The organism is Oerskovia sp. Root22 (assembly GCF_001429135.1).
Taxonomy (GTDB): domain Bacteria; phylum Actinomycetota; class Actinomycetes; order Actinomycetales; family Cellulomonadaceae; genus Oerskovia; species Oerskovia enterophila.
Window position 1 is genome coordinate 368087 of sequence record NZ_LMIL01000011.1, and the last position, 26148, is coordinate 394234.

Below are 26148 nucleotides of genomic sequence, written 5' to 3' on the forward strand. Positions count from 1 at the left end.
TCGTTGCGCATCTGGCAATGGCACTCGGCGCGCCCGCACTCGTGTCGGTGCTGGGCCGCAAGGCGTTCTTGGTGATGGCCCTCGCGCCCGCCTCCGCCGCTGTCTACGCCCTCAGCTGGACCACACGCGTCATGGACGGCGTGCACCCCACCGAGGTCACCCAGTGGGTGCCCGGGCTGGGGCTCGAGCTCGCCTTCCGCATGGACACCCTGTCCTGGCTCATGCTGCTGCTCGTCGGCGGCGTGGGGGCCCTGGTCCTCGTCTACTGCTCGGCCTACTTCTCTCCCACCGCGTCCGGCCTCGGGCGCTTCGGTGCCGTGCTCACGGCGTTCGCGGGGGCCATGGTCGGCCTGGTCACGGCCGACGACATGCTGCTCCTGTTCATCTTCTGGGAGCTCACGACCGTCTTCTCCTACCTGCTGATCGGCCACTACGCCGATCGCAAGGCGAGCCGGCGAGCCGCGATGCAGGCCATCATCGTCACGACCGCAGGCGGTCTGGCGATGCTCGTGGGCGTCGTGATCCTGGGGGTCCAGGGCGGCACCTTCCGTCTCTCGGAGATCATCGCCGACCCTCCGACGGGCGGGGCCGTGACGGCCGCGACCGTGTGCCTGCTGGCCGGGGCCGCCAGCAAGGCCGCCCTCATCCCGCTGCACTTCTGGCTCCCCGCGGCCATGGCCGCGCCCACCCCGGTCAGCGCCTACCTGCACGCCGCGGCCATGGTCAAGGCCGGCGTCTACCTCGTGGCGCGGTTCGCCCCCGCCTACTCCGACACCACGGTCTGGCGCACGATCGTCATCGTCCTGGGCGTGGGCACGCTGCTCGTGGGCGGCTACCGCGCGCTGCGCCAGCACGACCTCAAGCTCGTCCTGGCGTTCGGGACCGTGAGCCAGCTCGGCCTGATCGTCCTGCTCGTCGGGCTCGGGACGCGGTCCGCCGCCCTCGCGGGCCTGGCGATGATCGGCGCGCACGCCATGTTCAAGGCCTCGCTCTTCCTCGTGGTCGGCGTGGTCGACGCCGCGACGGGCACCCGTGACCTGCGCCGGCTGACGGGCGTCGGGCGCGCGCTGCCGCTGACCGCGCTCGCGGGCGGCCTCGCGACCGCGTCCATGATCGGCCTGCCCCCGCTCGCGGGCTACGTCGCCAAGGAGGCCGCGCTCGAGGCGCTCCTGCACGGCGAGGGACCCACCTGGGTCGACGCCGTGGTGCTGATCGGCGTCGTCGTGGGCTCGATGTTCACGGTCGCCTACGGTGCCCGCTTCTTCTGGGGCGCGTTCGCGACCAAGAAGCACGTCGCGGCGGCCGTGGCCCGGGCCAACGAGCACGTCCGCCTCAACGCGACCGGCAAGCAGCTCGTCGCCCAGCGCGGCGCGGGGCTGCCGCTGCCCGACGAGGCCCCGATCGACCCGGCCCGCATCCACCGCCAGCCCGTCCTCCTCGTGTGGCCTGCGCTCGTCCTGGCGCTGCTCGGCCTCGCGGCCGCGCTCGTCCCGCACTTCGGCGAGAACCTGCTCGCGCCCTACGCCGACACCTACCCGACCGGCGAGCCCGGGCACCTGACGCTCTGGGCCGGGTTCACGCCGGCCCTGGGGCTCACGGTCCTGATCCTCGCCGTCGGCGCGCTGCTGTTCTGGCAGCGCAAGGCCGTCGAGCGGTTCCAGGCCTCGCTCTGGACCGGCCCGGAGGCCGACCGCACCTACCGCCGGATCATGCGCCGCCTCGACGACGTCGCTGCCGACGTCACCGCGGTCACGCAGCGTGGTTCGCTGCCGTTCTACCTCGGCGCGATCCTCGTCGTGCTCGTCGTCGGGCCCGGCCTCCTGATGTTCATCGGCGGGCAGTGGCCCGAGCAGGTCAAGGCGTGGGACCGCCCGGCGCAGATCGCCGCGGTCGCGGCCATCTGCGTCGCGTCCGTCCTCGCGGCCCGCTCGCGCCGTCGCCTCAAGGCCGTGATCCTCGTGGGCATCGCGGGCTACGGCAACGCCATGCTGTTCCTGCTGCACGGCGCCCCGGACCTCGCGCTCACGCAGGTCCTCGTCGAGACCATCACCCTCGTGGTCATGGTCCTGGTGCTCCGCAGGCTCCCTCCGTACTTCTCCAACCGGCCGCTCGCGACGTCGCGCTGGGTGCGGCTCGTCCTGGGCGTCGCGGTGGGCGTGGTCATGATGGGCTTCGCCCTCACGGTCCCGCTCGCCCGCGTGGCCAGCCCCATCTCGCTCGACTTCCCGGCCGAGGCGTTCATCCACGGGTACGGCAAGAACATCGTCAACGTGACCCTCGTGGACATCCGCGCCTGGGACACCATGGGCGAGATCTCGGTGCTGCTCGTCGCGGCGACCGGTGTCGCGTCCCTGGTCTTCCTGCGGACCCGCAGCGGCGAGATCCTGCGCGAGCGCAACGCGACGTCGTCGGGCGCCGCGACCCCCGGGATCTGGGCCAACGAGGAGGACCCGGGCGCCGCGCTGCGCCGCCGAGGCGTCGACGAGGCGACCGCGGAGGGCAAGCAGCCTCGCATGCTCGTGTGGCTGAGCGCGGGGCGCACGCTCGCCCCGCAGCGACGCTCGGTCATCTTCGAGGTCGTCACGCGCGTGCTCTTCCACTCGATGATCGTGTTCGCGATCTTCCTGCTCTTCTCGGGGCACAACGCCCCCGGTGGCGGCTTCGCGGCCGGGCTCGTGGTCGGGATCGCGCTGATCGTTCGCTACCTCGCGGGCGGACGCTACGAGCTCGGCGAGGCCGCTCCGGTCCACCCCGGTCTGCTGCTGGGCACGGGGCTGTTCCTGTCCGTCGGGGTCGGGTTGATCGGCCTGATCATGGGCGGGAGCGTGCTGCAGAGCGTCGCGATCGACCTGACCCTCCCGCTCGTCGGGACGATCCACCTGGTCACGTCGCTGTTCTTCGACATCGGGGTGTTCCTCGTGGTCGTCGGCCTGGTCCTCGACATCCTGCGCACGCTCGGTGCCGAGATCGACCGGCACGGTGAGGCCGCGGCCCGGGAGGACGCGGGCCCCATGGAAGCGATGGAACCGGACCAGATCGGAGGGGGGCGACGATGAACCCGACGAACCACCTGCTCGCGCCGCTCCTGCTGCCGGCAGCCGACATCGACCCCGCAGAGGTCGCGCGGACCACCGACAGCATCGACATGACCCCGAGCCTCGTCCTGGTCCTGGCGATCGGCGTCCTGTTCGCCACGGGTGTCTACCTGCTCCTCGAGCGCAGCCTGACGCGCGTGCTCATCGGCTTCATCCTCATCGGCAACGGCGCGAACCTCATGTTCCTCGTCGCCGGAGGGCGGGCCGGGGGCGCACCGATCATCGGGAAGACCGAGCCGGCCCAGATGAGCGACCCGCTCGTCCAGGCCATGGTCCTGACCGCGATCGTCATCACCCTGGGCCTCACGGCCTTCGTGCTCGCCATGGCCTACCGGTCGTGGCAGCTGCACGGCCACGACGAGGTGCAGGACGACCTCGAGGACCGCCGCGTCGCGCGCCACGCCGCGCGCAACGCCCCGGCGTTCGAGGACAGCGACACCGAGGAGAGCGGAGCCACCCTGGACGACGAGGCCGCCGAGGTCTACGACGAGACCGACGGCGACGGGGACGGGGAGACCGACGCGCGCGACGGGAACCGTCCTGGGCCGGACAAGGCGGCACGCAGACAGGGCAGACCGGGCACCGGAGGAGGTGAGGGCCGATGACCTTCCCCTACAGCTTCGCGACCCTCGTCCCGCTGCCCGTCGTCCTGCCGCTCTTCGCGGCGGGCCTCGCCCTTGCGCTGTGGCGTCACCCGCGCGCCCAGCACATCATCTCGGTCGCCGCGCTGACGCTGGTCCTGGCCGCCTCGATCGGGCTGCTCATCGGCGCCGACAGCGGCCCGATCGTGGTCGACGTCGGGGAGTGGGCCGCGCCCGTCGGCATCGACCTGGTCGCGGACCGGCTCTCGGCGCTCATGCTCACGGTCTCGAGCTTCGTGCTGCTGTGCGTCCTGCTCTACTCGCTGGGGCAGGGCGTGGCCGACGGGCACGACAAGGCCCCCGTCTCGATCTACCACCCGACCTACCTGGTCCTGGCCGCGGGCGTCGCCAACGCGTTCCTCTCGGGCGACCTGTTCAACCTGTACGTGGGCTTCGAGATCCTGCTCGCCGCGTCCTACGTCCTGCTGACGCTCGGCGGGACGGGCGAGCGCATCCGCGCCGGGTCCATCTACGTGGTCGTCGCGCTCCTCTCGTCGGTCATCTTCCTCGTCGCGATCGCGCTGACCTATGCCGCGACGGGCACGGTCAACCTGGCCCAGCTCGCCGAGAGGCTCCCGGACGTGGACCCCGGGGTCCGCATGACGCTGCAGCTCCTGCTGCTGCTCGCGTTCGGGATCAAGGCGGCGATCTTCCCGCTCTCGGCCTGGCTCCCCGACTCGTACCCGACGGCGCCCGCCCCGGTCACGGCAGTGTTCGCGGGGCTGCTCACCAAGGTCGGCGTCTACGCGATCATCCGCACCCAGACGCTCCTGTTCCCCGACAACCGCCTCGACACCGTGCTCATGTGGCTCGCGCTGCTGACCATGGTGATCGGGATCCTGGGCGCCGTGGCGCAGAACGACATCAAACGTCTGCTGTCGTTCACCCTGGTCAGCCACATCGGCTACATGATCTTCGGCATCGCGATGGCGTCCGAGGCCGGGATGGCGGCGTCGATCTTCTACGTCGTGCACCACATCACCGTGCAGACGACGTTGTTCCTCGTGGTCGGGCTCATCGAGCGGCGGGGCGGATCCACGTCGCTCGACAAGCTGGGCGGCCTCGCGAAGATCGCGCCGGGGCTCGCGATCCTGTTCTTCGTCCCCGCGATGAACCTCGCGGGCATCCCGCCGCTGTCCGGATTCCTCGGCAAGGTCGGCCTCCTCCAGGAGGGCGTCGCCCAGGGCACGCCGCTCACGTGGGCGCTCGTCGTGGGCAGCGTCGTGACCTCGCTCCTGACGCTCTACGCGATCGTCAAGGCATGGAACAAGGCGTTCTGGCAGACGGCACCAGTCGAGCTTCCGTCGACGGGCACCCCGCGCGGCATGGTCGGGCCCACGACGGCGCTCGTCGCGTTCGGTCTGGCCCTCACGTTCGCCGCGGGCCCCCTCTACTCGTACGCCGAGCGCGCTGCAGGGAATCTCATGCAGCCCTCGACGTACGTCGACGCGGTGTTCCCCGACGACTCGGGGCGTGGGCAGGGAGTGTCGAGCGACCTCGTCGAGGAAGAGCAGCAGGGAGGTGAGGACTCATGAGCCTGCACCGTCGGAGAGGACCGCTCGCGGGCGGCTGGTTCGGCCGGCTCACCGCGCAGTGGCGGACCGTTGCCTGGCTGACGGTCGTGTGGGTCATGCTCTGGGGCGACCTCTCGTGGGGCAACCTCATCGCGGGCGTGATCATCGCGAGCCTGCTCATCACCTTCATGCCGCTGCCGTCGATCGCGACGAGCGGGACGGTCCGTCCTTGGCCCCTGCTCGTGCTGGTCTCCCGGTTCGTCGCCGACCTCGTGGTCGCCTCGTTCCAGGTGAGCATGCAGGCCTTCCGCTTCCACCACACCCCGCACGGGGCCGTGGTCGGTGTCAGGCTCCGCAACCCCTCGGACATCTACATGACCATCACGGCCGAGCTCAGCTCGCTCGTGCCCGGATCGCTCGTCATCGAGGCGCACCGGCTCACGGGCATGCTCTACCTGCACGTGCTCGACCTCGACGCCGCGGGCGGCGCCGACAAGGTCCGCCAGGACACGCTCGACCTCGAGGCGCGGGTGCTGCGCGCGTTCGCGTCCAACGAGGAGCTCAAGGCCGCCGGGCTGTACCACCACCCGGGTGAGCCGTCCGTGCCCGCGGGAGCGGCGCCGTCGGGCACGCGCGGGGCGGGCGACGCTGCCGACGACGCTGCACGCCGGACCGATCGACGTACCGACCGACGGGAGGGGAAGCGATGATCGTCGTCGTCCTGATCTGCGCCGTGCTCCTCGCATCGGCCGCGACGCTCGCCGTCGTGCGTGCCGAGAAGGGGCCGTCGATGCTCGACCGCACCATCGCGCTCGACGTCTTCACGACCACGCTCGTCGGCACCATCGCGCTCGAAGCCGCCTGGTCGCGGCGCACCGAGACCATCCCGATCCTCGTCGTGCTCTCGCTCGTGGGCTTCGTCGGGTCCGTGACCATCGCGCGCTTCGCGTCGGTCGAGCCCGAGGGCGAACGACGCATCAAGACCCGCGAGGAGATCGCGGCCGAGGAGGCCGAGCGGCTCGCGGCCGAGGACGACGAACGCGACATGGCTGCCGACCCCGAGCACGGCGCGGAGCACGAGCCCGACGACCTCGCGGAGGCGGAGCCCGCCGCCGCCCCCGAGGTCGACGGCACGACCGGACCCGAGGAGGCACGCTCATGAGCTGGACCGTGGTGGCCGACGTCCTGGCCGCGATCTTCCTGCTGTGCGGGGCGTTCCTCGCGTTCGCCGCGGGCGTGGGCGTCGTGCGGTTCCCGGACCTGCTCGCACGCATGCACGCCGCGACCAAGCCCCAGGTGCTGGGCCTGATCCTCGTGCTCATCGCGCTCGCGCTGCGGATCCGCAGCTGGTCCGCCGTGGGCATGCTCGTGCTCGTCGTGATCTTCCAGCTCATGACGTCGCCCGTCGCGGCGCACATGGTCGGGCGCGCGGGCTACCGGACCGGGAAGGTGCGTCCGGACCTGCTGGTGCTCGACGACCTCACGGCCGACCAGGAGGCCGCAGACCGGGAGAAGGTCGAGGCCGACCGCGACGCGGCGCAGGCCGCGACCGACGCCGAGGGGGACGGCCGGCCCGTCGAGGGGGACGGGGACACCCGCCGAGGGTGACCTGTCCCCGCGCGCCCCGCCGGGTCCGGTGATAGACCCGCTACATGACCTCGTCGTCCCAGCCGCCCTCGACCACCCCCGTCGCCGACAGCCCCCGGGTCGTCAAGACCGAGGAGCACGCCGAGAGCGCGCTCACGGTGATCGTCGCGTTCGGCGCGAACCTGCTCATCGCGGTGGCCAAGTCGGGCGCCGCGGTGATCACGGGCTCGGCCTCGATGGTCGCGGAGGCCGTGCACTCGTGGGCCGACACGGGCAACGAGGTGTTCCTCCTGCTCGCGAACAAGCGGTCGCGCAAGCCCGCGGACCACGACCACCCGCTGGGGTTCGGGCGCGAGGCGTACGTGTGGTCCATGTTCGCGGCGCTCGGGCTGTTCGCGGTGGGCGCGGGGGTCTCGATCACGCACGGCATCCAGGAGCTCGTGCACCCTGAGCCGGCCGACGACTTCGGGATCGCGTACGCGGTGCTCGGCGTCGCGTTCGTGCTCGAGGGGGTCTCGTTCCTGCAGGCGAACCGGCAGGCGCGCAAGGGGGCGAAGGCGGCCGAGCGAGACCTGCTCCAGCACGTCCTGGTCACGTCCGACCCGACGCTGCGGGCCGTGTTCGCGGAGGACGCCGCGGCGCTCATGGGGCTCGTGGTCGCGTTCGTGGGCATCTTCCTCCACCAGGTCACGGGGTCGCCCGTCCCGGACGCGATCGGCTCGATCGTCGTCGGCCTGATCCTCGGGGTCATCTCGTGGATCCTCATCGACCGCAACCGGCGCTTCCTCGTGGGCGAGCCCGCGGGGGCCGCGACGCGCGACGCCGCGCTGCGCGAGCTGCTGGCCGACCCCGAGGTCGACCGGGTGACCTACCTGCGTCTCGAGTACGTGGGTCCGCGCTCGCTCTACCTGGTCGCGAGCGTCGACCTCGTGGGGGACGACGACGAGCACGTGGTCGCCGAGCGCATCGACGCGCTCGAGCGTCGGGCGACCGCTGCGCCCGTGATCGCGGGGGCCGTGATCTCGGTGTCCCCGGCGAGCGAGCGGTCGCTCGTGCCGTCGGACGAGCCGGGCCGGCGCGACCTCGCCTGATCCTCGGCTAGGTCCGGCCCGGTGCGGGTTCCAGGTCTACCTCGTCGTCGCGGATGACGACCTGCTGTTCTGGGCACACAGGCCCGGAGACCACCACGACCTGCCCCGAGGAGAGCTCGATCGTGATGTCGCCCGGCGTGCAGCCGTAGTCGAGCAGGACCGCTCCCTCGCTGGAGGCGACCTCGAACTCCTCGTCCCCGGTCGAGACCGTCACGTCCCCTGCGCTCGAGTTGTAGAAGCCCAGGTCGCCCGCAGGCGCGCAGGCGGTCAAGGTCGCCGTGAACGTCAGGACGAGGAACCCGCTGCGGAACCCGCTGCGCGCCGCTCGTGTCCGCCCACTCATCCCACTCATCGAGTCCCCCTGCTCACCATCGACCTGCTCACCATCGACCGACCGGGGACGAGGCGCGACATCAGCCGGCACGAGGAGCGCGCATCCGGGCGGCCGCGCATCAGCCGGGCAGCCGCGTGTCGAGCCAGCCGAACACCTCGTCGAGGAACGCGCTGCGCGCCGGCTCGGGGGACAGGACCAGGTCGTGCGCGCCGCCCTCGATCTCCACGAGCGTCACGTCGTCGCCGAGCCCGGGGGCGCGGTCCTTGATGTGCTGGACGTCCAGGACGCTGTCCGTGGTGATGACCTCGGGGTGCCAGCCCTTGTTCGGGCCGGACCGTGTCGAGGTCAGGACGAGCACGGGGCACCCGATGTGCAGCCCGCGCGCGATCTGCGCGTGCCCGCGGCGGATCTCGCGCAGCCAGCCGGCCCGGACGGGGAAGCCCTCGTGGGGCTTCCAGCCCAGCTCGTAGTCCCACTCGCCTCCGGTGCCGGCGTGCAGCGCCTGCCCGTAGGCGTCGTCGAGCGACCCGACCTTCAGGCGAGGGGCGAAGCGCCCGACGACGTCGATCACCCGGGTGGAGACCACGCGGTCGAACCAGCTCGAGTTGAGGTCGAACCACGGGCTGTTGAGGACGAGCGCGGCGATCCTGCCCGGTCGCGCGTTGGCCCACAGGCTGGTGACGAGACCGCCCGTCGAGTGCCCCACGACGACGAGCTCGTCGTGGCCCTCGGCACGGATCGTGGCGGCCGCGGCGTCGAGGTCCTGGGCGTAGACGCTCAGGTCGTCGACCATGTTGGGGTCCTTGCCCGCCTCGGTCCACTGCGCGAGCGAGCGGCCGTAGCCCCGCAGGTCGATCGCGTAGAACGCGTAGCCGTGGTCCTCGAAAGCATCCCCGAGGTGGGCCTGGAAGAAGTAGTCGACGAACCCGTGGACGTACAGCACGGCCCGACGGCGGCGCTCGCCTCCCGCGGGAGGCGTCGCCTTGCGGACGAGCGTCGCGGTGTCGCCGTCGGGGAGGTCGAGCGTGCGGGCGACCCACTCGGGGCCGAGGACGTCCTGGTGCCAGCCGTTCGTCATGGTGCAGCCCTTCGCCCGCGTACTCGGGCGGTATCGCGGTGCCGCCATTGTGCCCCTTGCGGGGTGCCCTGTCAGGACGAGCGAGGAGGCGTGCCTCGCTCGTCCTGAAGCCCCTTCCGAGAGGGCTGCCCTCGGTCGGTACGACCGGGTTCGCGCGGTCGCTCCCGCCTCGCGAGCGGGAGCTTCCCGCCCTGCTCGCCGGACGGGAGCCGCGGATCAGGCGGGTGGTGCGGGGCTCGCGGGCGGAGCCGGAGGAGCAGCAGGCGCCGCGGGCGGTGCCGGGCGGAGGTCCTCGCGCAGGCGTGTGGTCTCGTCGAGCTCGGAGTCGTCGGCCTGCTCGGTCCAGGGCTCGGTGACCTCGGCCGTCCAGGTCTGCGCGGGCTGCGGGTGGGCAGCCGGCGGTGCGTACTGCGCCGGCGCCTCCGGCTGTGCGACCGGTGCGACCGGTGCGGCCGGCGGGACCGCGGAGGCGGGCGCGTCGGGAACCTGCGGGGCCGGCGCGCGCGGCGGTGCGAACTGCTGCCCGGCTGCCGGCGCAGGCGGTCCGGGCGGGGCCGGCGGGGTCTCCTGCGGTGCGTACTGGTCGACCGGGACGGCCTGGGCCCCGGCCTCGACCGCGTGCGGAGGCTGCGCCGGGTACGACGGCTGCCCGGGGTACGGAGGCTGTGCCGGGTACCCCTCGACGGGGGCGCCGTGCCCGTACGGCTGGGCGACGGGTGCCTTGCGGGGGCGCAGGAGCAGCCAGGTGACGAGCCCGATGACGACGAGCCCGAGGAGCACGATCACCACGATCGCGACGAGTGCGAGGTTCACAGGGCACCCCCGGTGGCGAGGTCGGAGGAGAGCTGGTCTCCCGGGTGGGCCGGTGCCGTCGTGCGGTCGCCGCGGTCCGGTGCGAGGGTGGCGGAAGGTTCGAGCCGTCGTGTAGTCACGCCCCCAGCATCCCGTGGATCACGGGACGAGAAAAGGGGAACCACCGGCTGGTACGGCAGCCGTCAGACACAGTTGCCGACATGACGGACAGACTTGAGTGGAATACGCTCAAGTTTGGTCGCGTTGATCCAGGTAGACCCAGACCCCAGAAGTACCGGAGACCCCATGGACACCAAGTTCACCACCATGTCCCAGCAGGCCATCGGCGAGGCCATCCAGACCGCCTCGGCCGCCGGCAACCCCCAGCTCGAACCCGTCCACCTCCTTGCCGCACTGCTCACGCAGGAGGGCGGCGTCGCCGTCGGGCTCCTCGACGCCGTGGGCGCGAACGCCCAGGCCATCGGCCAGAAGGTGCGCGCGGCGCTCGTCTCGCTGCCCACCGCGAGCGGATCGGCCGTCGCGCAGCCGACGGCGTCGCGCGCGACGTCGACCGCCCTCGACCTGGCCTCGAAGGAGGCCCAGGGCATGGGGGACGAGTACGTCTCGACAGAGCACCTGCTCATCGGCATCGCCGCAGGTTCCTCGCCCGCCGCGCAGATCCTCACGGACGCCGGGGCGAGCGCCGACGCGCTGCGCTCGGCCCTGCCCGCGGTCCGCGGCTCGGGCCGCGTCACGAGCCCCAACCCCGAGGGCACCTACAAGGCCCTCGAGCAGTACGGCCAGGACCTCACCGCGGCCGCGGCCGAGGGCAAGCTCGACCCCGTGATCGGGCGCGACTCGGAGATCCGGCGCGTCGTGCAGGTCCTGTCCCGGCGCACCAAGAACAACCCTGTCCTGATCGGTGACCCCGGCGTCGGCAAGACGGCCGTGGTCGAGGGGCTGGCCCAGCGCATCGTCGCGGGCGACGTCCCCGACTCGCTCAAGGGCAAGAAGCTCATCTCGCTCGACCTCGCGGCCATGGTCGCGGGCGCCAAGTACCGCGGTGAGTTCGAGGAGCGGCTCAAGGCCGTCCTGGAGGAGATCAAGTCCTCCGACGGCGAGGTCGTGACCTTCATCGACGAGCTCCACACCGTGGTCGGTGCGGGCGCGGGCGGAGAGGGCGCCATGGATGCGGGCAACATGCTCAAGCCCATGCTCGCCCGCGGCGAGCTGCGCCTGGTCGGTGCGACGACCCTCGACGAGTACCGCGAGCACATCGAGAAGGACCCGGCCCTCGAGCGCCGCTTCCAGCAGGTCTTCGTGGGCGAGCCCTCGGTCGAGGACACCGTCGCGATCCTGCGCGGGCTCAAGGAGCGCTACGAGGCGCACCACAAGGTGACCATCGCCGACTCGGCGCTCGTGGCTGCCGCCGCGCTCTCGGACCGCTACATCACGGGCCGCAAGCTCCCCGACAAGGCGATCGACCTGGTCGACGAGGCCGCGTCGCGCCTGCGCATGGAGCTCGACTCGTCGCCCATCGAGATCGACGTGCTCCAGCGCGCCGTCACGCGCCTCGAGATGGAGGAGGTCGTGCTCTCCGAGTCCGACGACCCCGCCTCGCGCGAGCGCCTCGAGAAGCTGCGTGCCGACCTGGCCGACCGCCGCGAGGAGCTGTCTGCGCTGACCGCGCGCTGGGACGCCGAGAAGGCGGGCCACAACCGCGTCGGCGACCTGCGCGCCAAGCTCGACGAGCTGCGCGTCCAGGTCGAGCGGGCCATCCGCGAGGGCGACCTCGAGACCGCAGGGCGCATCCAGTACGGCGAGATCCCGCAGCTCCAGGAGCAGCTCCAGGCGGCCGAGCAGGAGGAGGCGTCGATCGACAGCGACGAGTCCGCCACGGCGCCGCCCCAGGCGCCGATGATCGCCGACAAGGTCGGTGCGGACGAGATCGCCGAGGTCGTGTCCGCGTGGACCGGCATCCCCGCGGGCCGCATGCTCCAGGGCGAGTCCGAGAAGCTCCTCCACATGGAGGACGTGATCGGCAAGCGCCTGATCGGGCAGAAGGCTGCGGTCGCCGCGGTGTCGGACGCCGTACGACGTTCCCGCGCAGGCGTCGCCGACCCCGACCGCCCCACGGGCTCGTTCCTGTTCCTCGGCCCCACGGGCGTCGGCAAGACCGAGCTCGCGAAGGCGCTCGCGGACTTCCTGTTCGACGACGAGCGCGCCATGGTGCGCATCGACATGTCGGAGTACAGCGAGAAGCACAGCGTCTCGCGCCTGGTCGGTGCCCCTCCGGGGTACGTCGGCTACGAGGAGGGCGGCCAGCTCACCGAGGCCGTGCGGCGCAGGCCGTACTCGGTCGTGCTGCTCGACGAGGTCGAGAAGGCGCACCCCGAGGTGTTCGACATCCTGCTCCAGGTGCTCGACGACGGTCGCCTGACCGACGGCCAGGGCCGCACGGTCGACTTCCGCAACGTCATCCTGGTGCTGACGTCGAACCTGGGCTCGCAGTTCCTCGTGGACCCGCTGCTCGACGACGCGGCCAAGCGTGAGGGCGTCATGTCGGCAGTGCGGGCGAGCTTCAAGCCCGAGTTCATCAACCGGCTCGACGACGTCGTGATCTTCGACCCGCTCAACCTCGACGAGCTGGGACGGATCGTGGACATCGCGGTCGACCGGCTCGGCGAGCGGCTCGCGGACCGTCGTCTGACGCTCGAGGTCACGGCCGGGGCACGCGAGTGGCTCGCGCTCGAGGGCTTCGACCCCGCATATGGAGCACGCCCGCTGCGCCGCCTGGTGCAGCGCGAGATCGGCGACCGCCTCGCGCGCAAGCTGCTCGCGGGCGAGATCGCGGACGGCGACACGATCGTGGTCGACCGCTCGCAGGTCGAGGGCGAAGGGCTCGAGCTCCGCGTCCAGCAGTGACGCCCCGGTGAGGTGCGTGCCGTCGGGCAGGGGGATCCTCCTGCCCGACGGCGTCGCTCGCCTCGTGCGTGGAAGGCCCGGTCCCCTGAGGGGGCCGGGCCTTCGTGCGTGCACAGCCTGGTCTCGCTCCCACGGAACGGGCATACTGGACGATCAGCCCACGTTCCCTCGACGGAAGGTCATTCGTGCTGCCGGACTCTCCCGTGCCCGACCACCTTCCGCAGACCCGCGCCGCCCGCCGCCGTGCCGAGGAGATCGCGTCCTCGCCGTCGCGCGCGGCCAGGCGTCGGCGCCGTGCCGAGGCCGTCCGGCACGCACGCCCCGGCGCCGAGGTGCGTCGCGCGAGCGCGCTGCCTCAGGTCATGGTGGTCACGCTCGGCCTCGTGGGCGGTCTGCTCGCGGTCCCGGCCGTCCAGGAGCTCGACGGCGAGGGGCCGGGCCTCGAACCGATCGGAGCACGCTGGGACGCCGCGCTCGGGCGGGACGCCGACCGCGCCAGCCGGAGCGACGGCCCCCGCGGAGCGGTCCTCGCCGAGGCGGACCCCGCTGCGCAGGCGCCTGTGGCGCCGACGGTCGAGCGACCGGGTGGGCAGGGATCCGGGGCTCCGCCGGAGACGACCCCCGCCCCCGACCCCGCGCCGACCACCGAGGCCGCGCCCGAGGCGCCCGCCCCGACCGGCCCGCCGCAGCTCGGCGCGACCGGACCCGAGGTCCAGGCGATCCAGGAGCGGCTGCAGGTGCACGGGGCCACGGTCCTGGCCGACGGCGAGTTCGGTGCGGGGACCGACCATGCTCTGCGCACGTTCCAGGCGGCACAAGGCCTCGAGCCCGACGGCGTGGCCGGTGCGGCGACCCGGGCCGCGCTGCTCGCCGACCCCACCACCTCGACGGGCGGAGCCGGCTCGACCGGGGGAGCGCCGTCGTCGGGCACCGGGGACATGGCCGCGGTGCTGAGCCTCGTCAACGCGCAGCGCACGGCCGCGAGCTGCCCGGCCCTGCGGGCCGACGACCAGCTCGCCCGCGCCGCGACCCTGCACGCGCAGGACATGGTCGACCAGGGGTACTTCAGCCACACGAGCCTCGACGGGCGGACGTTCGGCGACCGCGTGACCGCTCAGGGGTACGCGCGACCCGGCGGTGAGAACATCGCCGCGGGCCAGCAGACCGCCCAGGCCGTGGTCGACGCGTGGATGGCGTCCGAGGGGCACCGTGCGAACATCCTCAACTGCGACTTCACCGCGATGGGGATCGGGCGCGTGGGCAACACCTGGGTGCAGGTCTTCGGGTACTGAGGACGCCCGGAAGGTCCGAGGTGTCCGCTTGCCGGGCGAGCCGGCGCGCGCCGCGACATACTCAGGTGTGAACCCGTCCCACGAAGCAACGCCCGAGCCCGCCGCCCAGCAACGTCTCGACCACGCACCGCTCCGTTCCGCGGTCATCGTCAACCCGAACCGGGTCGAGGGGCTCGACGAGCTCCGCCGGACCATCGAGGCCCAGCTCGCCGACGCGGGCTGGCCCGCCCCCGCCTGGCTCGAGACGACCGCCGAGGACCCCGGCACCGGCCAGGCCCGGCAGGCCGTCGAGGGCGGCGCCGAGGTCGTGTTCGTGAGCGGCGGCGACGGCACCGTGCGCGCCTGCATCGAAGGGCTCGTGGGGACCGAGGCGGCGCTCGCGGTCCTGCCCGGCGGCACGGGCAACCTCCTCGCGACCAACCTCGGTATCCCGCCCAGCCCGGAGGACGGCATCCGCCTCGCGCTCGACCGCGGGCGCCGCGCCGTCGACATCGGCGAGGTCGACGGGCAGGCGTTCGCCGTCATGGCAGGCATGGGGCTCGACGCCGCGATGATGGAGGACGCGCCGACGGCGCTCAAGGCCAAGGCTGGTGCGCTCGCGTACGTCGTCTCCGCGTTCAAGCACCTCGCCGACGACGAGATGAAGGTCGAGGTGCGCGTCGACGACCGGCCGGTGCTGCGCCGTCGGGCACGCAGCGTGCTCGTCGGGAACGTCGGCAAGCTCCAGGCGGGCGTCAACCTGCTGCCCGACGCGGTGCCCGACAACGGGCAGATGGACGTCGCGATCCTCGCGCCCCGCAACCTGGGCCACTGGGTCCAGCTCCTCGTCGGAGTGCTGCGAGGGCGCAAGCGCGTCCCCAACATGGAGGTGCTGCGCGGGTCACGGATCTCCGTGATCTCCGACCGGCCGCAGCCGCGCCAGCTCGACGGCGACGTGATTGAGCCGTCGAAGAAGCTCGAGGTCAGCGTGCGCGCCGGCGCGCTGTGGGTGTGCGTCTACCAGCCCGACACGTCCGACGACATCGCGGAGGGTGCGCCAGCGGACGGGTGATCCGCGGCTGGTAGCTGAGGAGAGGGTGTCCGGGCGCTCATCTGGTGAGACTGGGCTTGGCTCCCCCGGTGCGGTGATCGTGCTGGGCGGCACTGAAGGCGGCCTGGGCGCTACTGGGTCGTACGTCCAGTTCAGATAGTGAGAAGTCCTGACGTATCCCTTGCGAGGCTGCGTCGGATGCTGCCAGGGTTGGCGGTGCAGGGGCTTCCCAAGGGGGGGAGGTCTGCAGAAGGGGAACGCAATGAAGCGAAAGATCATGGCAGTCCTGACGGCCACGGTGGTGGCGTTCGGCGGAGTCGTCGTCGCGGGGGCTCCGGCGCAGGCGGCAACCGGACCGTACGGTTGCATCTTCCAGAACAACGGCTATCCGACATTCACCGAAACGTTCACCGGGACCTGTGGGATGTCGCGTGCGCGATTCACCGGGAAGACGGCGACCGGCGCACCCGTCGATGACGTGGCCTACTGGTCGAACGGGTACTCGGTGACCAGCACCTATCCGAGCTGGATGCGCACCCAGAACTACGGGCAGGCGATCTTCCGTGGTGCGACGTCCGCGTGGAAGGTCTCGACCTGAGAGTGAGTAGAGGGCCGTCTTGGGTGGTGGTCGCCGCACTGGTTGTGCTGGGCGGGTGCTCGACGGCGCCGTCAGAGTCCGAGGGTCGGTTCGCGGCCGAGTTTGCTCAGGCGCGCAACCAAGCCACGACCGATTTCGAGCGGGAAGTCCTTGAGGACGACGAGATCGCTGAGGCGGAGCTGGACGAGGCCAGGCAGAGGTTCGAGCGATGTGTCGAGGACCTGGGGTATCTCGTGACATTCGGTGAGCACGGGATGCGTATCGAGTACCCGGGTGTCGATGCGTCAAACGCGGCTGAGACCGAAGCTGCTTCCGAGAAGGCGTTTGAGTGCGAGGTCGGATCGACGTCGGTGATCGAACCGCTCTACGCGGCGGTGAGATCGAATCCGGAAGGTGGTGACTACCGGCAGAACGCGGTTGATTGCCTCATTCGGCACGGTGTCGCGCCCGAGTCCGCACGGGCTGAGGATCTCGAGAGCTATTCGCTGTCAAATGCCGATTCGAACGGACCTTCCGAGGAACTTCGTGAAACCGTCATCGCTTGCCTTGACGACACGTCGTTCTGACCCGTCAGCCCCTCGGGTGAGCTGCCGTCACGGTGAACTTACCCGAGGGGCTGGCGGCGTGCTGCTCGCTCTGGTCTTCGCTCTGGTCCTCGCCGCGTGCTCGTCTCCACGGGTGAACCTCCAGAGCGATCGAGGAGAGCCTCTCTCGGCCGACGAGGTGGCGGCGTTGCTCGAGGACGCGGCGGTGAACACCCATGTCGTGCCGCCAGGATTCCATTCGTCTCCTGGAGTCATGGCGCGAGGCATGGAGAAAGTGGACGAGCTCCTTGAATCAGCCGGATGGAAGTTCACGGAGACCTGGAGTCTGGAGCTCGACCGTCCCGTCTGGGCGATCTCACGACACGTCTTCTCCTGCGCGACCGACAACGCAGGCGTGGCGTCGGAGGGGTGGGGGGTCGTCTACGTGGAGGACATCGACGCGACCTGCCTGCATGAACCGACTGCAGCCGATGCCCTGGCCGCGACCACCCGGATGCTCGAGGAACGCGGTCTCCTGGGGACGGATCCTGTCATCGTCACGCTCGATGGTGACGATTCTGAGGTGCTTCAGCCGGGGCTCGACATGGATACGCCGTGAAACCTCGCCCGACCGCGAGGGTTCCACATGATGAGATTGGCCAGCAGTCCGTGGGGAGGGAGGTGCGTTGAAGGTGGTTTCGTTGTCACGGACCGTACGTGCCGTTTACATAGTGAGAAGTCCTGACGAATCCCTTTGCGGGATGGGGTCGGGTGTTGCCAGTCTAGCTGTGCAGGGCCTCCTCAAGGGGGGGCTTTGCACGCGAGCGCGAGCACGCCGGGGTACGCGATGGTGACGAACTACACCTGTTCAGCGGCCCGAGCCGGGATGACGTATCAGAACCCCGCGACAGGCGCGAAGGTGACGACATGGTCCACGTACGCGCTCGCGGGCCAGGCCAGGTCGACCGGGTCGGTTACGCCGTCGTGGGTGACCAACCGACACATCGGGGTGATTCCCTGACGTTTCCGATGGTGGGTGTTGCCAAAGCGGCCGACCTTCTGCGGGGTCGGCCGCTCGGGCCTCTGGAGAGGATGTGTGATTGTGCGGAGAGTGGGTTGTCTGGGAGCCGCATTCGCCCTGGGCGTGCTCCTGAGCGGATGTACCGCTGGTGAGGACGAGCAGTCGGAGTCGCCCTGGGAGTCGGATGTTCGCGCTCTCGCGTCGTTGTCGCCCGTCGCGCTCGTGCAGGACGTCGCTCAGGACGGCGTCATCGAGGAGCTGGAGTATCGGGAGGTGCAGGACACCTACCTGGCCTGCCTCGGCGACCTGGGTTTCGCGGCCTCCACCTGGGTGGATGAAAACGGGCTCGAGTCTTATCAGACTGCGGGCGAGTGGACCGACGAACTCGAGTCGGCGTTCACGACGTGCGGCGAGAGCACTGGGTTGGATCCCGTCGAGAATCTGTACCGGCAGATCGTGACAAACCCGAACAGGGTGGACTTCAACGAGCTGATCGCGCAGTGCCTCCGCGAGTTCAAAGTCGTCGACGAGTCGTACACGGGTGAGCAGTACAAGGAGGACCTCTTGGCGCAGAAGAGGCCGGGAACCGATCCCGGCGCACCGGACCTGCTGCGGTGTGAGGACGACCCCTTGGGCGCGATGGCCGACAGATGATCGGGGCTGCTCGATGACAGGGAGAGACATCCCGGCAGCCCAAGTCCACCCGCACCAAGAACGCCATCAGCAGTAGCTCGAGGAGCAGCAGTGACCAGAGATCGACGCCCCGCCCGGCCCAAGGCGGCCGGCTCAGGAGCAGCCCGTGCAGGCGTGCTCGCGCTCGCGGCGGTCGTGCTGCTCGCGGGAGGTGTCACGGCGGGGATGGCGTTGGCGCCGCAGTCGGAGCCGCAGAGTGTGCGGAGTTCGACGCCGCCTGCGGCGGTCCCGGTCTCGCGTCAGGTGTTCGACGATGCGCGCAGGGTCAAGGTCACCCCGGTCGTCGCGGAGGAGGGAACGCTCCAGGTGGCGGACACGGGTAAGGTCACGCGTTCGGTGTGCGCCCCGGGGGCGGTGATCGAGTCGGGATCGAGCCCGGTCACGGTCGACGACCGTCCGGTCGTGGCGCTCGCGACGTCGATCCCGTTGTGGCGGGACCTGGCTCCCACGGCCAAGGGTGACGACGTCAAGGCCCTGCAGGTCGAGCTCGCTCGCCTCGGGCACAAGGTGAGTGCGGACGGGACGTACGGTGACGCGACCAAGGCCGCCGTGACCAAGCTGTTCAAGGCCGCGGGCGTGGCCAAGCCGACCGGCGACCTGCCGGTCGCCTCGGTGCTGTGGCTCCCGGCGACGTCGGTCACGGTGAAGACGTGCGAGGTGCCCGTGGGAGCCGCGACGTCCGAGGAGGCGTTCGCGACGACGGCCGGGACGCTGGTCTCGCTGGGCCTGTCGGACACGCTCTCGAACGTCACGCCCGGTGACCGGGTGCTGCGTCTGGGTGAGCTGAGTGCGTTCGTCGGGGAGGGCGGTGTGGTCACCGATCCGGCGTTCCTCGAGGCCGTGCGCGGCAGCATGGAGTTCGCCGGCTGGCAGCGCTCCGAGGGTTCCGAGCCGTTGACGCTCGAGTACGTGCTCGCCGCGCCGCTGGACGTCTCGGTCGTGCCGCCCGGGGCGCTGTTCGCGCTGAGCGGCGCCGCGGGGTGCGTGTCAGCGGACGGCACGGCGTACCCCGTGACGGTCGTCGCGTCGAGCCTGGGGCAGACCCTCGTGACGTTCGACGGCCTCGACGCCGCCACGGCGCCGACCGAGGTCGAGCTGACCTCGCAGGCCGAGGGGCAGACGTGCCGGTAGGGGGCAAGCGGCTGGTCGGGACCGATCTGGGGCACGCTTTTCCCGGCACGGGCCTGCTGTTCACCGGGCTGGACCTGGAGGTCGTACCGGGAGAGGTCGTCGCGCTCGTGGGCCCCTCGGGCAGCGGCAAGTCGACGTTGCTGAGCATCGTCGCGGGCTGGGAGCGCCCCACGCAAGGGCAGGTCGAGCGTCTGGGCGTCGCCACGACCGGGTGGGTCTTCCAGAACCCGCACGGTGTCGCGCGCCGGGCGGCCCTGGACCACGTGGTGCTCCCGCTCCTTGCGCGCGGTCTGCGCCGTCCCGACGCGGAGGCCCGTGCTCTCGAGATCATGGCGCGCTTCAACCTGGCGCCCGTCGCGGACCGCCCATTCCGGGCGTTGTCCGGTGGCGAGGCCCAGCGGCTCATGCTCGCGCGCGCGGTGGCCCTGGCGCCGGACCTGCTGCTCGTCGACGAGCCCACCGCGCAGCTCGACCTGCGCACGGCCGCGACCGTCAACGAGGTCCTGGCCGGCATCGCCCAGGACGACTCGATCGTCGTGGTCGCCACGCACGACCCGCACACGCGCGACGCCTGCACGCGCGTGATCGACCTCGCCGACTTCCAGCACGCGCAGGACGCGGCATGATCACGCCCGACGACGGCGCGCGGCCCGGTCTCGCGACTGCCCCAGGCGACGCTCACCGCCCCGCAGGACCCGGTCGTCAGGACCCGCCCGCAGGAGCGTCCACTTCGCCTGACGACGGCGCTGCCCTCAACGTCGGTGCGCCCCCGGACACGTCGAGCCTGCCCGCCAGCCTCGGCTTCGACGCCCCCACCCTGCCCGACGACGGAGCGCACCCCCGCGCGGAGGTGAGCGGCGCCGTCGGGCACGGCGGGGAACCTGCACGGGCCGGACGGACTCGCACGATGCGGGCCGCGTCCGTGGTGTCCGAGGCGTGGCGCAGTGTCGCGACCGGCACGACCCGCGCGACCCTGTTCGCGGCGGTGCTCGTGGTGGTCGTCGGCGCGCTGGCCGCGGTCGACGTGCGGGCGATCGTCGGCGTTATCGAGGGAGCCCGCGAGTACCGCGACGCGGGCGCGAGCGTGCAGATCCTCGAGGCTACCGGGCAGGTCGACGGGGCACGCTGCGAGGCCCTCGCCAGGGTCGACGGCGTCAACGCGGCCGGCGCCCTGCGGACCGGGGAACCGCTGCGGGCGCTCAACCTCCCCTCGAGCGAGCTCACCGGCCTCGAAGCAACCCCTGGGCTGCTCGGCGCGCTCGACCGCGGACGGGTCGCCGGGGCGGGCCTGTGGCTGTCCGCGGACCTGGCCGAGGCGCTCGGCGCGGTCCCCGGTGACTCGATCGCGACGACCACCGGGCCCGCGCGGCTCGGCGCGGTCTACCCGTACCCCGACGACGGACGCGACCGCGCCCTGGGCTACGCAGCCGTCGCTCCCGTACCCGCCACGGGGCTGTTCGACTCGTGCTGGGTCGAGATCTGGCCCGTCGACCCCGAGACCGCGACGCTCCTGCGCACGACTGTCGTCGCCGACCCGTCCTCCGAGGTGCAACCCACCCAGAAGCAGCTCAACGGCCGGCTCGGTGCGACCTACGACGCGAGCGCCGAGTTCTCCGGCCGCCTGACCGAGCCCACCCCGATCGCCACGGCCGCCCTGGGCCTGGCCCTGGGATACGTCGCGATACGGCTGCGCCGCCTCGAGCTCGCCGCGGCCCTGCACGCCCGGGTCCCGCGTGCCGCCCTGACCTGGCAGATGCTCCTCGAGACCGCCGCCTGGACCGGTGCCGGGATCGTCGTGACCGTCCCCGCGCTGTGGTGGCTCGCGGGAGCCGGAGGTGACGGGCTCGCCACCGACCAGGTGAGCACCTGGATCATCGGCATGCGGACCGTCCTCGCCGGAGCAGGAGCGGTGCTCGTCGGGGCCGTGGCCGGGGCGCTCACGACCCGCGAGAAGCACCTCTTCAAGTACTTCAAGGAGAGGTGAGTACAGAGAGCTGCAAGATTCGTGAGGGGCCGGGACGGTGGGCTCGGGTGTGAGGAACAGCCGTAGAGTCGCCCACGCGTTCCAAGGTGAGGAACGACACTTGCTCGAGCGCGCGAGCAGGAATGTCATGGAAGAACCCCGCGACCGGCAGCGGTGCAACGGTCTATGGCGGGTGGGCATCTGCAAGGAGCATTTCTCAGACCGGCACGATCACGACCTCGTTGATCACCTACCGCTACCTCGACGTGGTTCACTGAGCGAACCCGATCTGTTCTGGCCAGGCCGACCTTGCGATGCAGGTCGGCCTGGCTGGCGTCGCCACTGGCCTGCTGAGTGTGCTGGTGGTTGGCTGTTCGGCGGCGCCTGTTGCCAACGAGGGTCAGTGGGTACCGGATGTCCTCGCGCTCGGGCAGGCGACGGACGTCGACTTGGTGAGGACGATCGCCGAGGACGGACAGATCACCGAGGTCGCTGCTCGAGCAGTGAGGCCGTGAGCGCCGAACGCGGGACAGGTGCGCCGACGCCCGGCGCCGTGCGCTACGGTGACGACCGCACCACCCAGCACCACCGCACCACCAGCACGACCCACAACTCCACACACACCCACGGGAGCTCGCAGCAGCGAGCTGAGAGGGCGGCTCAGCGCCGCCGACCGTTCGAACCTGTTCGGATCATGCCGACGTAGGGAGAGAGCAATGAGCTCTGAGACCGCTGTGCCCACAACCACCGGGCCCGCCGCCGCTGCACCAGCTGCACCCACCGTGCCCGCCGCGACCACCGGGTCGTCCGCGCACACCATCACGACCGGACCCATCGCGGGGTCCGCCAAGGTCCACCACCCGGTCCCGGGCGAGGAGCACCTGCGCGTCCCCGAGCGCCGCGTGCTCCTGAGCAACGGCGAGCACCTGGACCTGTACGACACCTCGGGCCCCTACACCGAGTCGGACGACCCCGCGGCGTTCGACCTCGCGGGCGGCCTGCCCGCCCTGCGGGCGTCCTGGCTCCGGCCCGACGTCGTCCCCACCGAGCGCGGTACGGGCGGCGCCCGGACGCAGCTCGCCTGGGCGCGCGCCGGGGTCGTGACCGACGAGATGCGCTTCGTCGCTGCCCGCGAGGGCGTCGACGTCGAGCTCGTGCGCGACGAGGTCGCGCGTGGCCGGGCGGTGATCCCGGCCAACCGTCGGCACCCCGAGATCGAGCCCATGATCATCGGCAAGGCGTTCGGCGTGAAGATCAACGCGAACATCGGGAACTCGGCCGTGACGTCCTCGATCGAGGAGGAGGTCGAGAAGATGGTGTGGGCCGCGCGCTGGGGCGCCGACACCCTCATGGACCTCTCGACGGGCAAGGACATCCACGAGACCCGCGAGTGGGTGCTGCGCAACTCCCCGATCCCCGTGGGGACGGTGCCGCTCTACCAGGCGCTCGAGAAGGTCAAGGGGGACCCCGCGAAGCTCACGTGGGAGATCTACCGCGACACCGTGATCGAGCAGGCCGAGCAGGGCGTCGACTACATGACCGTGCACGCGGGCGTCCTGCTGCGCTACGTCCCGCTGACCGCGCGCCGTGTCACGGGCATCGTGTCCCGCGGCGGCTCGATCATGGCCGCGTGGTGCCTCGCGCACCACCAGGAGTCGTTCCTGTACACGCACTTCGCGGAGCTGTGCGAGATCCTGCGCGACTACGACGTGACGTTCTCCCTGGGTGACGGCCTGCGACCGGGGTCCATCGCGGACGCCAACGACGCGGCCCAGTTCGCTGAGCTGCGCACGCTGGGCGAGCTGACCAAGGTCGCGAAGTCCTACGGCGTGCAGGTCATGATCGAGGGCCCGGGGCACGTCCCCATGCACAAGATCGTCGAGAACGTGCGCCTCGAGGAGGAGCTGTGCGAGGAGGCGCCGTTCTACACGCTCGGACCGCTCGCGACCGACATCGCGCCCGCCTACGACCACATCACGTCCGCGATCGGGGCCGCGATCATCGCCCAGGCCGGGACCGCGATGCTCTGCTACGTCACGCCCAAGGAGCACCTGGGGCTGCCCGACCGTGACGACGTCAAGACGGGGGTCATCACGTACAAGATCGCGGCGCACTCCGCCGACCTCGCCAAGGGGCACCCGCGTGCGCAGCTGCGGGACGACGCGCTGTCCCGTGCCCGGTTCGAGTTCCGCTGGCACGACCAGTTCGCGCTCTCCCTCGACCCCGACACCGCCCGCGCCTTCCACGACGAGACGCTGCCGGCCGAGCCCGCCAAGACCGCGCACTTCTGCTCGATGTGCGGGCCCAAGTTCTGCTCGATGCGGATCTCCGCGGACGTGCGCGAGTACGCCGAGAAGAACGGCCTGACGTCGGTCGAGGCGATCGAGGCCGGCATGGCGGAGAAGTCGAGCGAGTTCACGGACGCGGGCGGCCGGGTCTACCTGCCGGTCGCGGGCAGCTGAGCCGCTGCCTCGGCCACCTGCCCGACCGCTGAGTGCGGAGTACTCGTCGTCGAACGAGCCGATCGGCGACGAGTACTCCGCACTCAGCGGGGTCGGGCGGGGTCAGCTCGTGCCGGGCGCCGCGATCCCGTGCTCGTACGCCCACACCACGAGCTGGACGCGGTCGCGCATGCCCGTCTTGGTCATGATGCGGCTCAGGTGCGACTTCACGGTGCTCGCCTCGAGGTAGAGCGTCGCCGCGATCTCGGCGTTCGACTGCCCCCGGCACAGCAGCGCCAGGATGTCGTGCTCGCGCGAGGTGAGCAGGCCCGAGGCGACCTCGTCGGGCGCGGCGGGGGACCGCCGTCGGGCGAACTCGTCGATCACGCGCCGCGTGAGCGTCTGGTCGACGAGACCCTCGCCCGACGCCACGCGCCGCACCGCGTCGACCAGCACGTCGGGCTCGGCGTCCTTGAGCAGGAACCCGCTCGCCCCGGCCTCCAGGGCGCCGAACACGTAGTCGTCCAGGTCGAACGTGCTCACCACGAGCACCGGGACCGGGTCGACGACGCCGGGCCCCGCGAGCGCGCGCGTCGCCGTGATGCCGTCCCCACCGGGCATGCGCACGTCCATGCACACGACGTCGGGGCGCTCGCGGCGCGCGACGCGCACGGCGTCCGAGCCGTTCGCCGCCTCGCCCACGACCTCGAAGCCCTCGCTCTCGAGGATCACGGTGAAGCCTGCGCGGACGACGGCCTGGTCGTCGACCAGCACCACTCGGGTCATGGGGCCTCCTGCCCGACGGCGGAGCCCGGCTCGTCCGTGGACGTCGCCGAGCGCTCGGGGATGGTGGGGGTGGGAGCGGCCGCTTCGGCCGCTGCGGGCCGGGGGACCGTGAGCCGGACGCGCCAGCCGTCGCCCGGGACCGTGCCCGCGCTGAGCGTCCCGCCGACGAGGGTCGCGCGCTCGGTCATGCCGATGAGGCCGTGCCCGGGCGCGGCCTGGGCGACGGCCGTCGCGCTGGTCGACCTGTCGGACACCGCAGCGGCCGCCGGGGCACCGTGCCCCTCGCGCGGATCGAGGTCACGGCCCGCGCTCCGACCGGTCCGGCCGCCCGAGATCGCCGCGACCGGCAACCTGTTGGTCACCGTGAGGACGAGCGCGGCCTGCTGGTAGTCGGTCACGACCTCGATCGCGCGCCCCGGGGCGTGGCGGCGCGCGTTGCTCAGCGCCTCCTGGAGCACGCGGTACACCGTGAGCTGGACGGCGGGGGAGAGCCCGAACGGCGAGCCTCGACGGACGTCACGCACCTCGGCGCCAGCGCTGCGTGCGAGGTCGAGCAGCTCGCCCGCGTCGTCGAGCGTGGGCTGCGGTGCGGCCGGGGCGTCCTCGCCCGGTTCGCCGGGACCGGCCTGCGACGAGCTGCGCAGGATGCCGACGACCAGGCGCAGGTTGTCGAGCGTCTCGCGCCCCTGGGTGCGGATCCAGCGCATCGACTCCTTGGCGCGCTCGGGGTCGCGGTCGACCAGGCGCTCGGCCGCGGCCGCCTGGACGACGATCCCCGACAGGTGGTGCGCGGCGACGTCGTGCAGCTCGCGGGCCATGCGGCCGCGCTCCTCCAGGACGGCTTGCGCCGCGAGCATGTCGCGCTCGCGCTCTGCCTGGGCCACGCGCCCCTGGAGCTGGGCGAACAGCTCGCGGCGCGTGCCGACGTACGCACCCACGAGCGCCGAGGCCACGTAGGTCAGGAGCGCTGACGCGAGGCCGCCCCAGACCTGGACCGCGACCGGCGCGGGACCCGTCGAGGTGATCGGCACGGGCCCGCCGAGCACGAAGCTCAGCAGGACCTGCACGCCCGCTGCGGCCGCGGCCGCCCACAGGGCCGTGCGGCGCGGAGCGTACGCACCGACCGAGTAGGCCGCGACGAGCGTCGCGGGCGCCTGGAACGAGACGAAGGCGGGAAGCACGGGCACGAGAGCGACCTGGCCCACCACGGTCAGCGCGAGCGCGAGCAGAGGGGCCCGACGGCGCAGCGTGAGCGCCATGGCCTGGGCGACGACGAGCACGATCGCGGCGACCCGCCCGCCGGTCGAGAACCGCAGGGAGTCGGGCCCGCCCTCGACCACGATGCCGAGGTCGGTCAGGGCGACCCGCTCGACGGCCAGCAGGAAGCCGACCGTGAGGACCGCGACGACCACGCCCAGCAGGGCGTCGCGACCCGTCGAGGTACGGATGCCGACCGCGGCGAGACGGCGGTGCAGTGTGTCGAGCACGGGGTGTCCTCTCGGGTCGGGCGGTCGGGCGGTCGGTGGCCGGTGGTCGGGCAGAGCGGCGTGCGGGGTCACCGGTGCGGGGAGGCCCCGGCTCAGGTGCCCCGCACCCAGGCGACCCGCCCACC

General features: G+C 71.7%; 23 protein-coding genes and 1 riboswitch. Of the genes, 18 read left to right on the plus strand and 5 right to left on the minus strand.

From position 1 onward, the window contains the following. Nucleotides 1-17: 17 nt before the first annotated feature. From ASE15_RS17020 to ASE15_RS17050, 7 genes are all read left to right on the plus strand, one after another. Entirely contained in the window at nucleotides 18-3056 is a 3039-nt protein-coding gene (locus ASE15_RS17020; RefSeq protein WP_231907869.1) for a Na+/H+ antiporter subunit A, read from the plus strand. A gap of 89 nt (nucleotides 3057-3145) precedes the next feature. Beyond that, entirely contained in the window at nucleotides 3146-3700 is a 555-nt protein-coding gene (locus ASE15_RS17025; protein ID WP_056653481.1) for a Na(+)/H(+) antiporter subunit C, read from the plus strand. Continuing rightward, a complete protein-coding gene (locus ASE15_RS17030) occupies nucleotides 3697-5271 on the plus strand; it encodes a Na+/H+ antiporter subunit D (protein ID WP_056764573.1) in 1575 nt (524 codons plus the stop codon). The genes ASE15_RS17025 and ASE15_RS17030 overlap by 4 nt, the downstream gene beginning before the upstream one ends. Further along, nucleotides 5268-5960 (plus strand): Na+/H+ antiporter subunit E, encoded by a 693-nt coding sequence (locus tag ASE15_RS17035; RefSeq protein ID WP_082609021.1) that lies wholly within the window; start codon nucleotides 5268-5270, stop codon nucleotides 5958-5960. The genes ASE15_RS17030 and ASE15_RS17035 overlap by 4 nt, the downstream gene beginning before the upstream one ends. Then, nucleotides 5957-6412 carry a monovalent cation/H+ antiporter complex subunit F gene (locus ASE15_RS20485; protein WP_082609020.1) on the plus strand — a complete coding sequence of 152 codons (456 nt, stop codon included), beginning with the start codon at nucleotides 5957-5959 and terminating at the stop codon, nucleotides 6410-6412. Before ASE15_RS17035 ends, ASE15_RS20485 begins: the two co-directional genes overlap by 4 nt. Next, a complete protein-coding gene (gene mnhG / locus ASE15_RS17045) occupies nucleotides 6409-6858 on the plus strand; it encodes a monovalent cation/H(+) antiporter subunit G (RefSeq protein WP_082609019.1) in 450 nt (149 codons plus the stop codon). The genes ASE15_RS20485 and mnhG overlap by 4 nt, the downstream gene beginning before the upstream one ends. Before the next feature lie 44 nt (nucleotides 6859-6902). Beyond that, on the plus strand, nucleotides 6903-7928 hold the full coding sequence (locus tag ASE15_RS17050; protein ID WP_082618539.1) for a cation diffusion facilitator family transporter: 1026 nt from the start codon (nucleotides 6903-6905) through the stop codon (nucleotides 7926-7928). Nucleotides 7929-7935: 7 nt separating this feature from the next. Here the strand turns inward: ASE15_RS17050 and ASE15_RS17055 are convergent, their stop codons facing one another. From ASE15_RS17055 to ASE15_RS17065, 3 genes are all read right to left on the minus strand, one after another. Beyond that, the gene (locus ASE15_RS17055; protein ID WP_157277264.1) at nucleotides 7936-8280 is read right to left on the minus strand and encodes a hypothetical protein; all 345 of its coding nucleotides are present in this window, start codon (nucleotides 8278-8280) and stop codon (nucleotides 7936-7938) included. Between the two features lie 100 nt (nucleotides 8281-8380). After that, complete coding sequence (locus tag ASE15_RS17060; protein ID WP_056764576.1) at nucleotides 8381-9340, minus strand: alpha/beta hydrolase; 960 nt, start codon at nucleotides 9338-9340, stop codon at nucleotides 8381-8383. A gap of 216 nt (nucleotides 9341-9556) precedes the next feature. Beyond that, nucleotides 9557-10153: a hypothetical protein gene (locus ASE15_RS17065; RefSeq protein ID WP_056764579.1), complete on the minus strand. Its 597-nt coding sequence runs from the start codon at nucleotides 10151-10153 to the stop codon at nucleotides 9557-9559. A 285-nt stretch (nucleotides 10154-10438) separates the two neighbouring features. Here ASE15_RS17065 and clpB point away from each other — a divergent pair, with 285 nt between their 5' ends. The 11 genes from clpB to thiC all read left to right on the plus strand — a co-directional run bounded on the left by clpB (nucleotide 10439) and on the right by thiC (nucleotide 23771). Continuing rightward, a complete protein-coding gene (gene clpB / locus ASE15_RS17070) occupies nucleotides 10439-13057 on the plus strand; it encodes an ATP-dependent chaperone ClpB (RefSeq protein ID WP_056652684.1) in 2619 nt (872 codons plus the stop codon). Between the two features lie 203 nt (nucleotides 13058-13260). Beyond that, complete coding sequence (locus tag ASE15_RS17075) at nucleotides 13261-14349, plus strand: CAP domain-containing protein (RefSeq protein WP_157257669.1); 1089 nt, start codon at nucleotides 13261-13263, stop codon at nucleotides 14347-14349. A gap of 67 nt (nucleotides 14350-14416) precedes the next feature. Further along, nucleotides 14417-15400 carry a diacylglycerol kinase family protein gene (locus tag ASE15_RS17080; RefSeq protein WP_056764581.1) on the plus strand — a complete coding sequence of 328 codons (984 nt, stop codon included), beginning with the start codon at nucleotides 14417-14419 and terminating at the stop codon, nucleotides 15398-15400. Between the two features lie 241 nt (nucleotides 15401-15641). Further along, the gene (locus tag ASE15_RS17085) at nucleotides 15642-15977 is read left to right on the plus strand and encodes a hypothetical protein (protein WP_056764583.1); all 336 of its coding nucleotides are present in this window, start codon (nucleotides 15642-15644) and stop codon (nucleotides 15975-15977) included. Then, entirely contained in the window at nucleotides 15959-16543 is a 585-nt protein-coding gene (locus ASE15_RS17090; protein WP_157257668.1) for a hypothetical protein, read from the plus strand. The genes ASE15_RS17085 and ASE15_RS17090 overlap by 19 nt, the downstream gene beginning before the upstream one ends. 58 nt (nucleotides 16544-16601) lie before the next feature. Further along, nucleotides 16602-17120, plus strand: coding sequence for a hypothetical protein (locus ASE15_RS20965; RefSeq protein WP_157277265.1), 519 nt, complete (start codon nucleotides 16602-16604; stop codon nucleotides 17118-17120). A 525-nt stretch (nucleotides 17121-17645) separates the two neighbouring features. Beyond that, nucleotides 17646-18176: a hypothetical protein gene (locus ASE15_RS17105; RefSeq protein WP_056764595.1), complete on the plus strand. Its 531-nt coding sequence runs from the start codon at nucleotides 17646-17648 to the stop codon at nucleotides 18174-18176. 90 nt (nucleotides 18177-18266) lie between these two features. Continuing rightward, the gene (locus ASE15_RS17110; RefSeq protein ID WP_157257666.1) at nucleotides 18267-19346 is read left to right on the plus strand and encodes a peptidoglycan-binding protein; all 1080 of its coding nucleotides are present in this window, start codon (nucleotides 18267-18269) and stop codon (nucleotides 19344-19346) included. Then, a complete protein-coding gene (locus ASE15_RS17115) occupies nucleotides 19337-19972 on the plus strand; it encodes an ABC transporter ATP-binding protein (protein WP_056652652.1) in 636 nt (211 codons plus the stop codon). The genes ASE15_RS17110 and ASE15_RS17115 overlap by 10 nt, the downstream gene beginning before the upstream one ends. Further along, on the plus strand, nucleotides 19969-21330 hold the full coding sequence (locus ASE15_RS17120; RefSeq protein ID WP_056652649.1) for a hypothetical protein: 1362 nt from the start codon (nucleotides 19969-19971) through the stop codon (nucleotides 21328-21330). The genes ASE15_RS17115 and ASE15_RS17120 overlap by 4 nt, the downstream gene beginning before the upstream one ends. Nucleotides 21331-21925: 595 nt before the next feature. Further along, nucleotides 21926-22035: riboswitch (TPP riboswitch) on the plus strand. Beyond that, complete coding sequence (thiC, locus tag ASE15_RS17130) at nucleotides 22026-23771, plus strand: phosphomethylpyrimidine synthase ThiC (protein ID WP_082618540.1); 1746 nt, start codon at nucleotides 22026-22028, stop codon at nucleotides 23769-23771. (Overlaps the previous riboswitch by 10 nt.) A gap of 102 nt (nucleotides 23772-23873) precedes the next feature. Here the strand turns inward: thiC and ASE15_RS17135 are convergent, their stop codons facing one another. Both ASE15_RS17135 and ASE15_RS17140 read right to left on the minus strand, forming a co-directional pair. Continuing rightward, entirely contained in the window at nucleotides 23874-24536 is a 663-nt protein-coding gene (locus ASE15_RS17135; RefSeq protein ID WP_056652641.1) for a response regulator transcription factor, read from the minus strand. Next, nucleotides 24533-26023, minus strand: a complete 1491-nt coding sequence (locus ASE15_RS17140) for a sensor histidine kinase (protein WP_056764603.1) — start codon at nucleotides 26021-26023, stop codon at nucleotides 24533-24535. Before ASE15_RS17140 ends, ASE15_RS17135 begins: the two co-directional genes overlap by 4 nt. Between the last annotated feature and the right edge of the window lie 125 nt (nucleotides 26024-26148).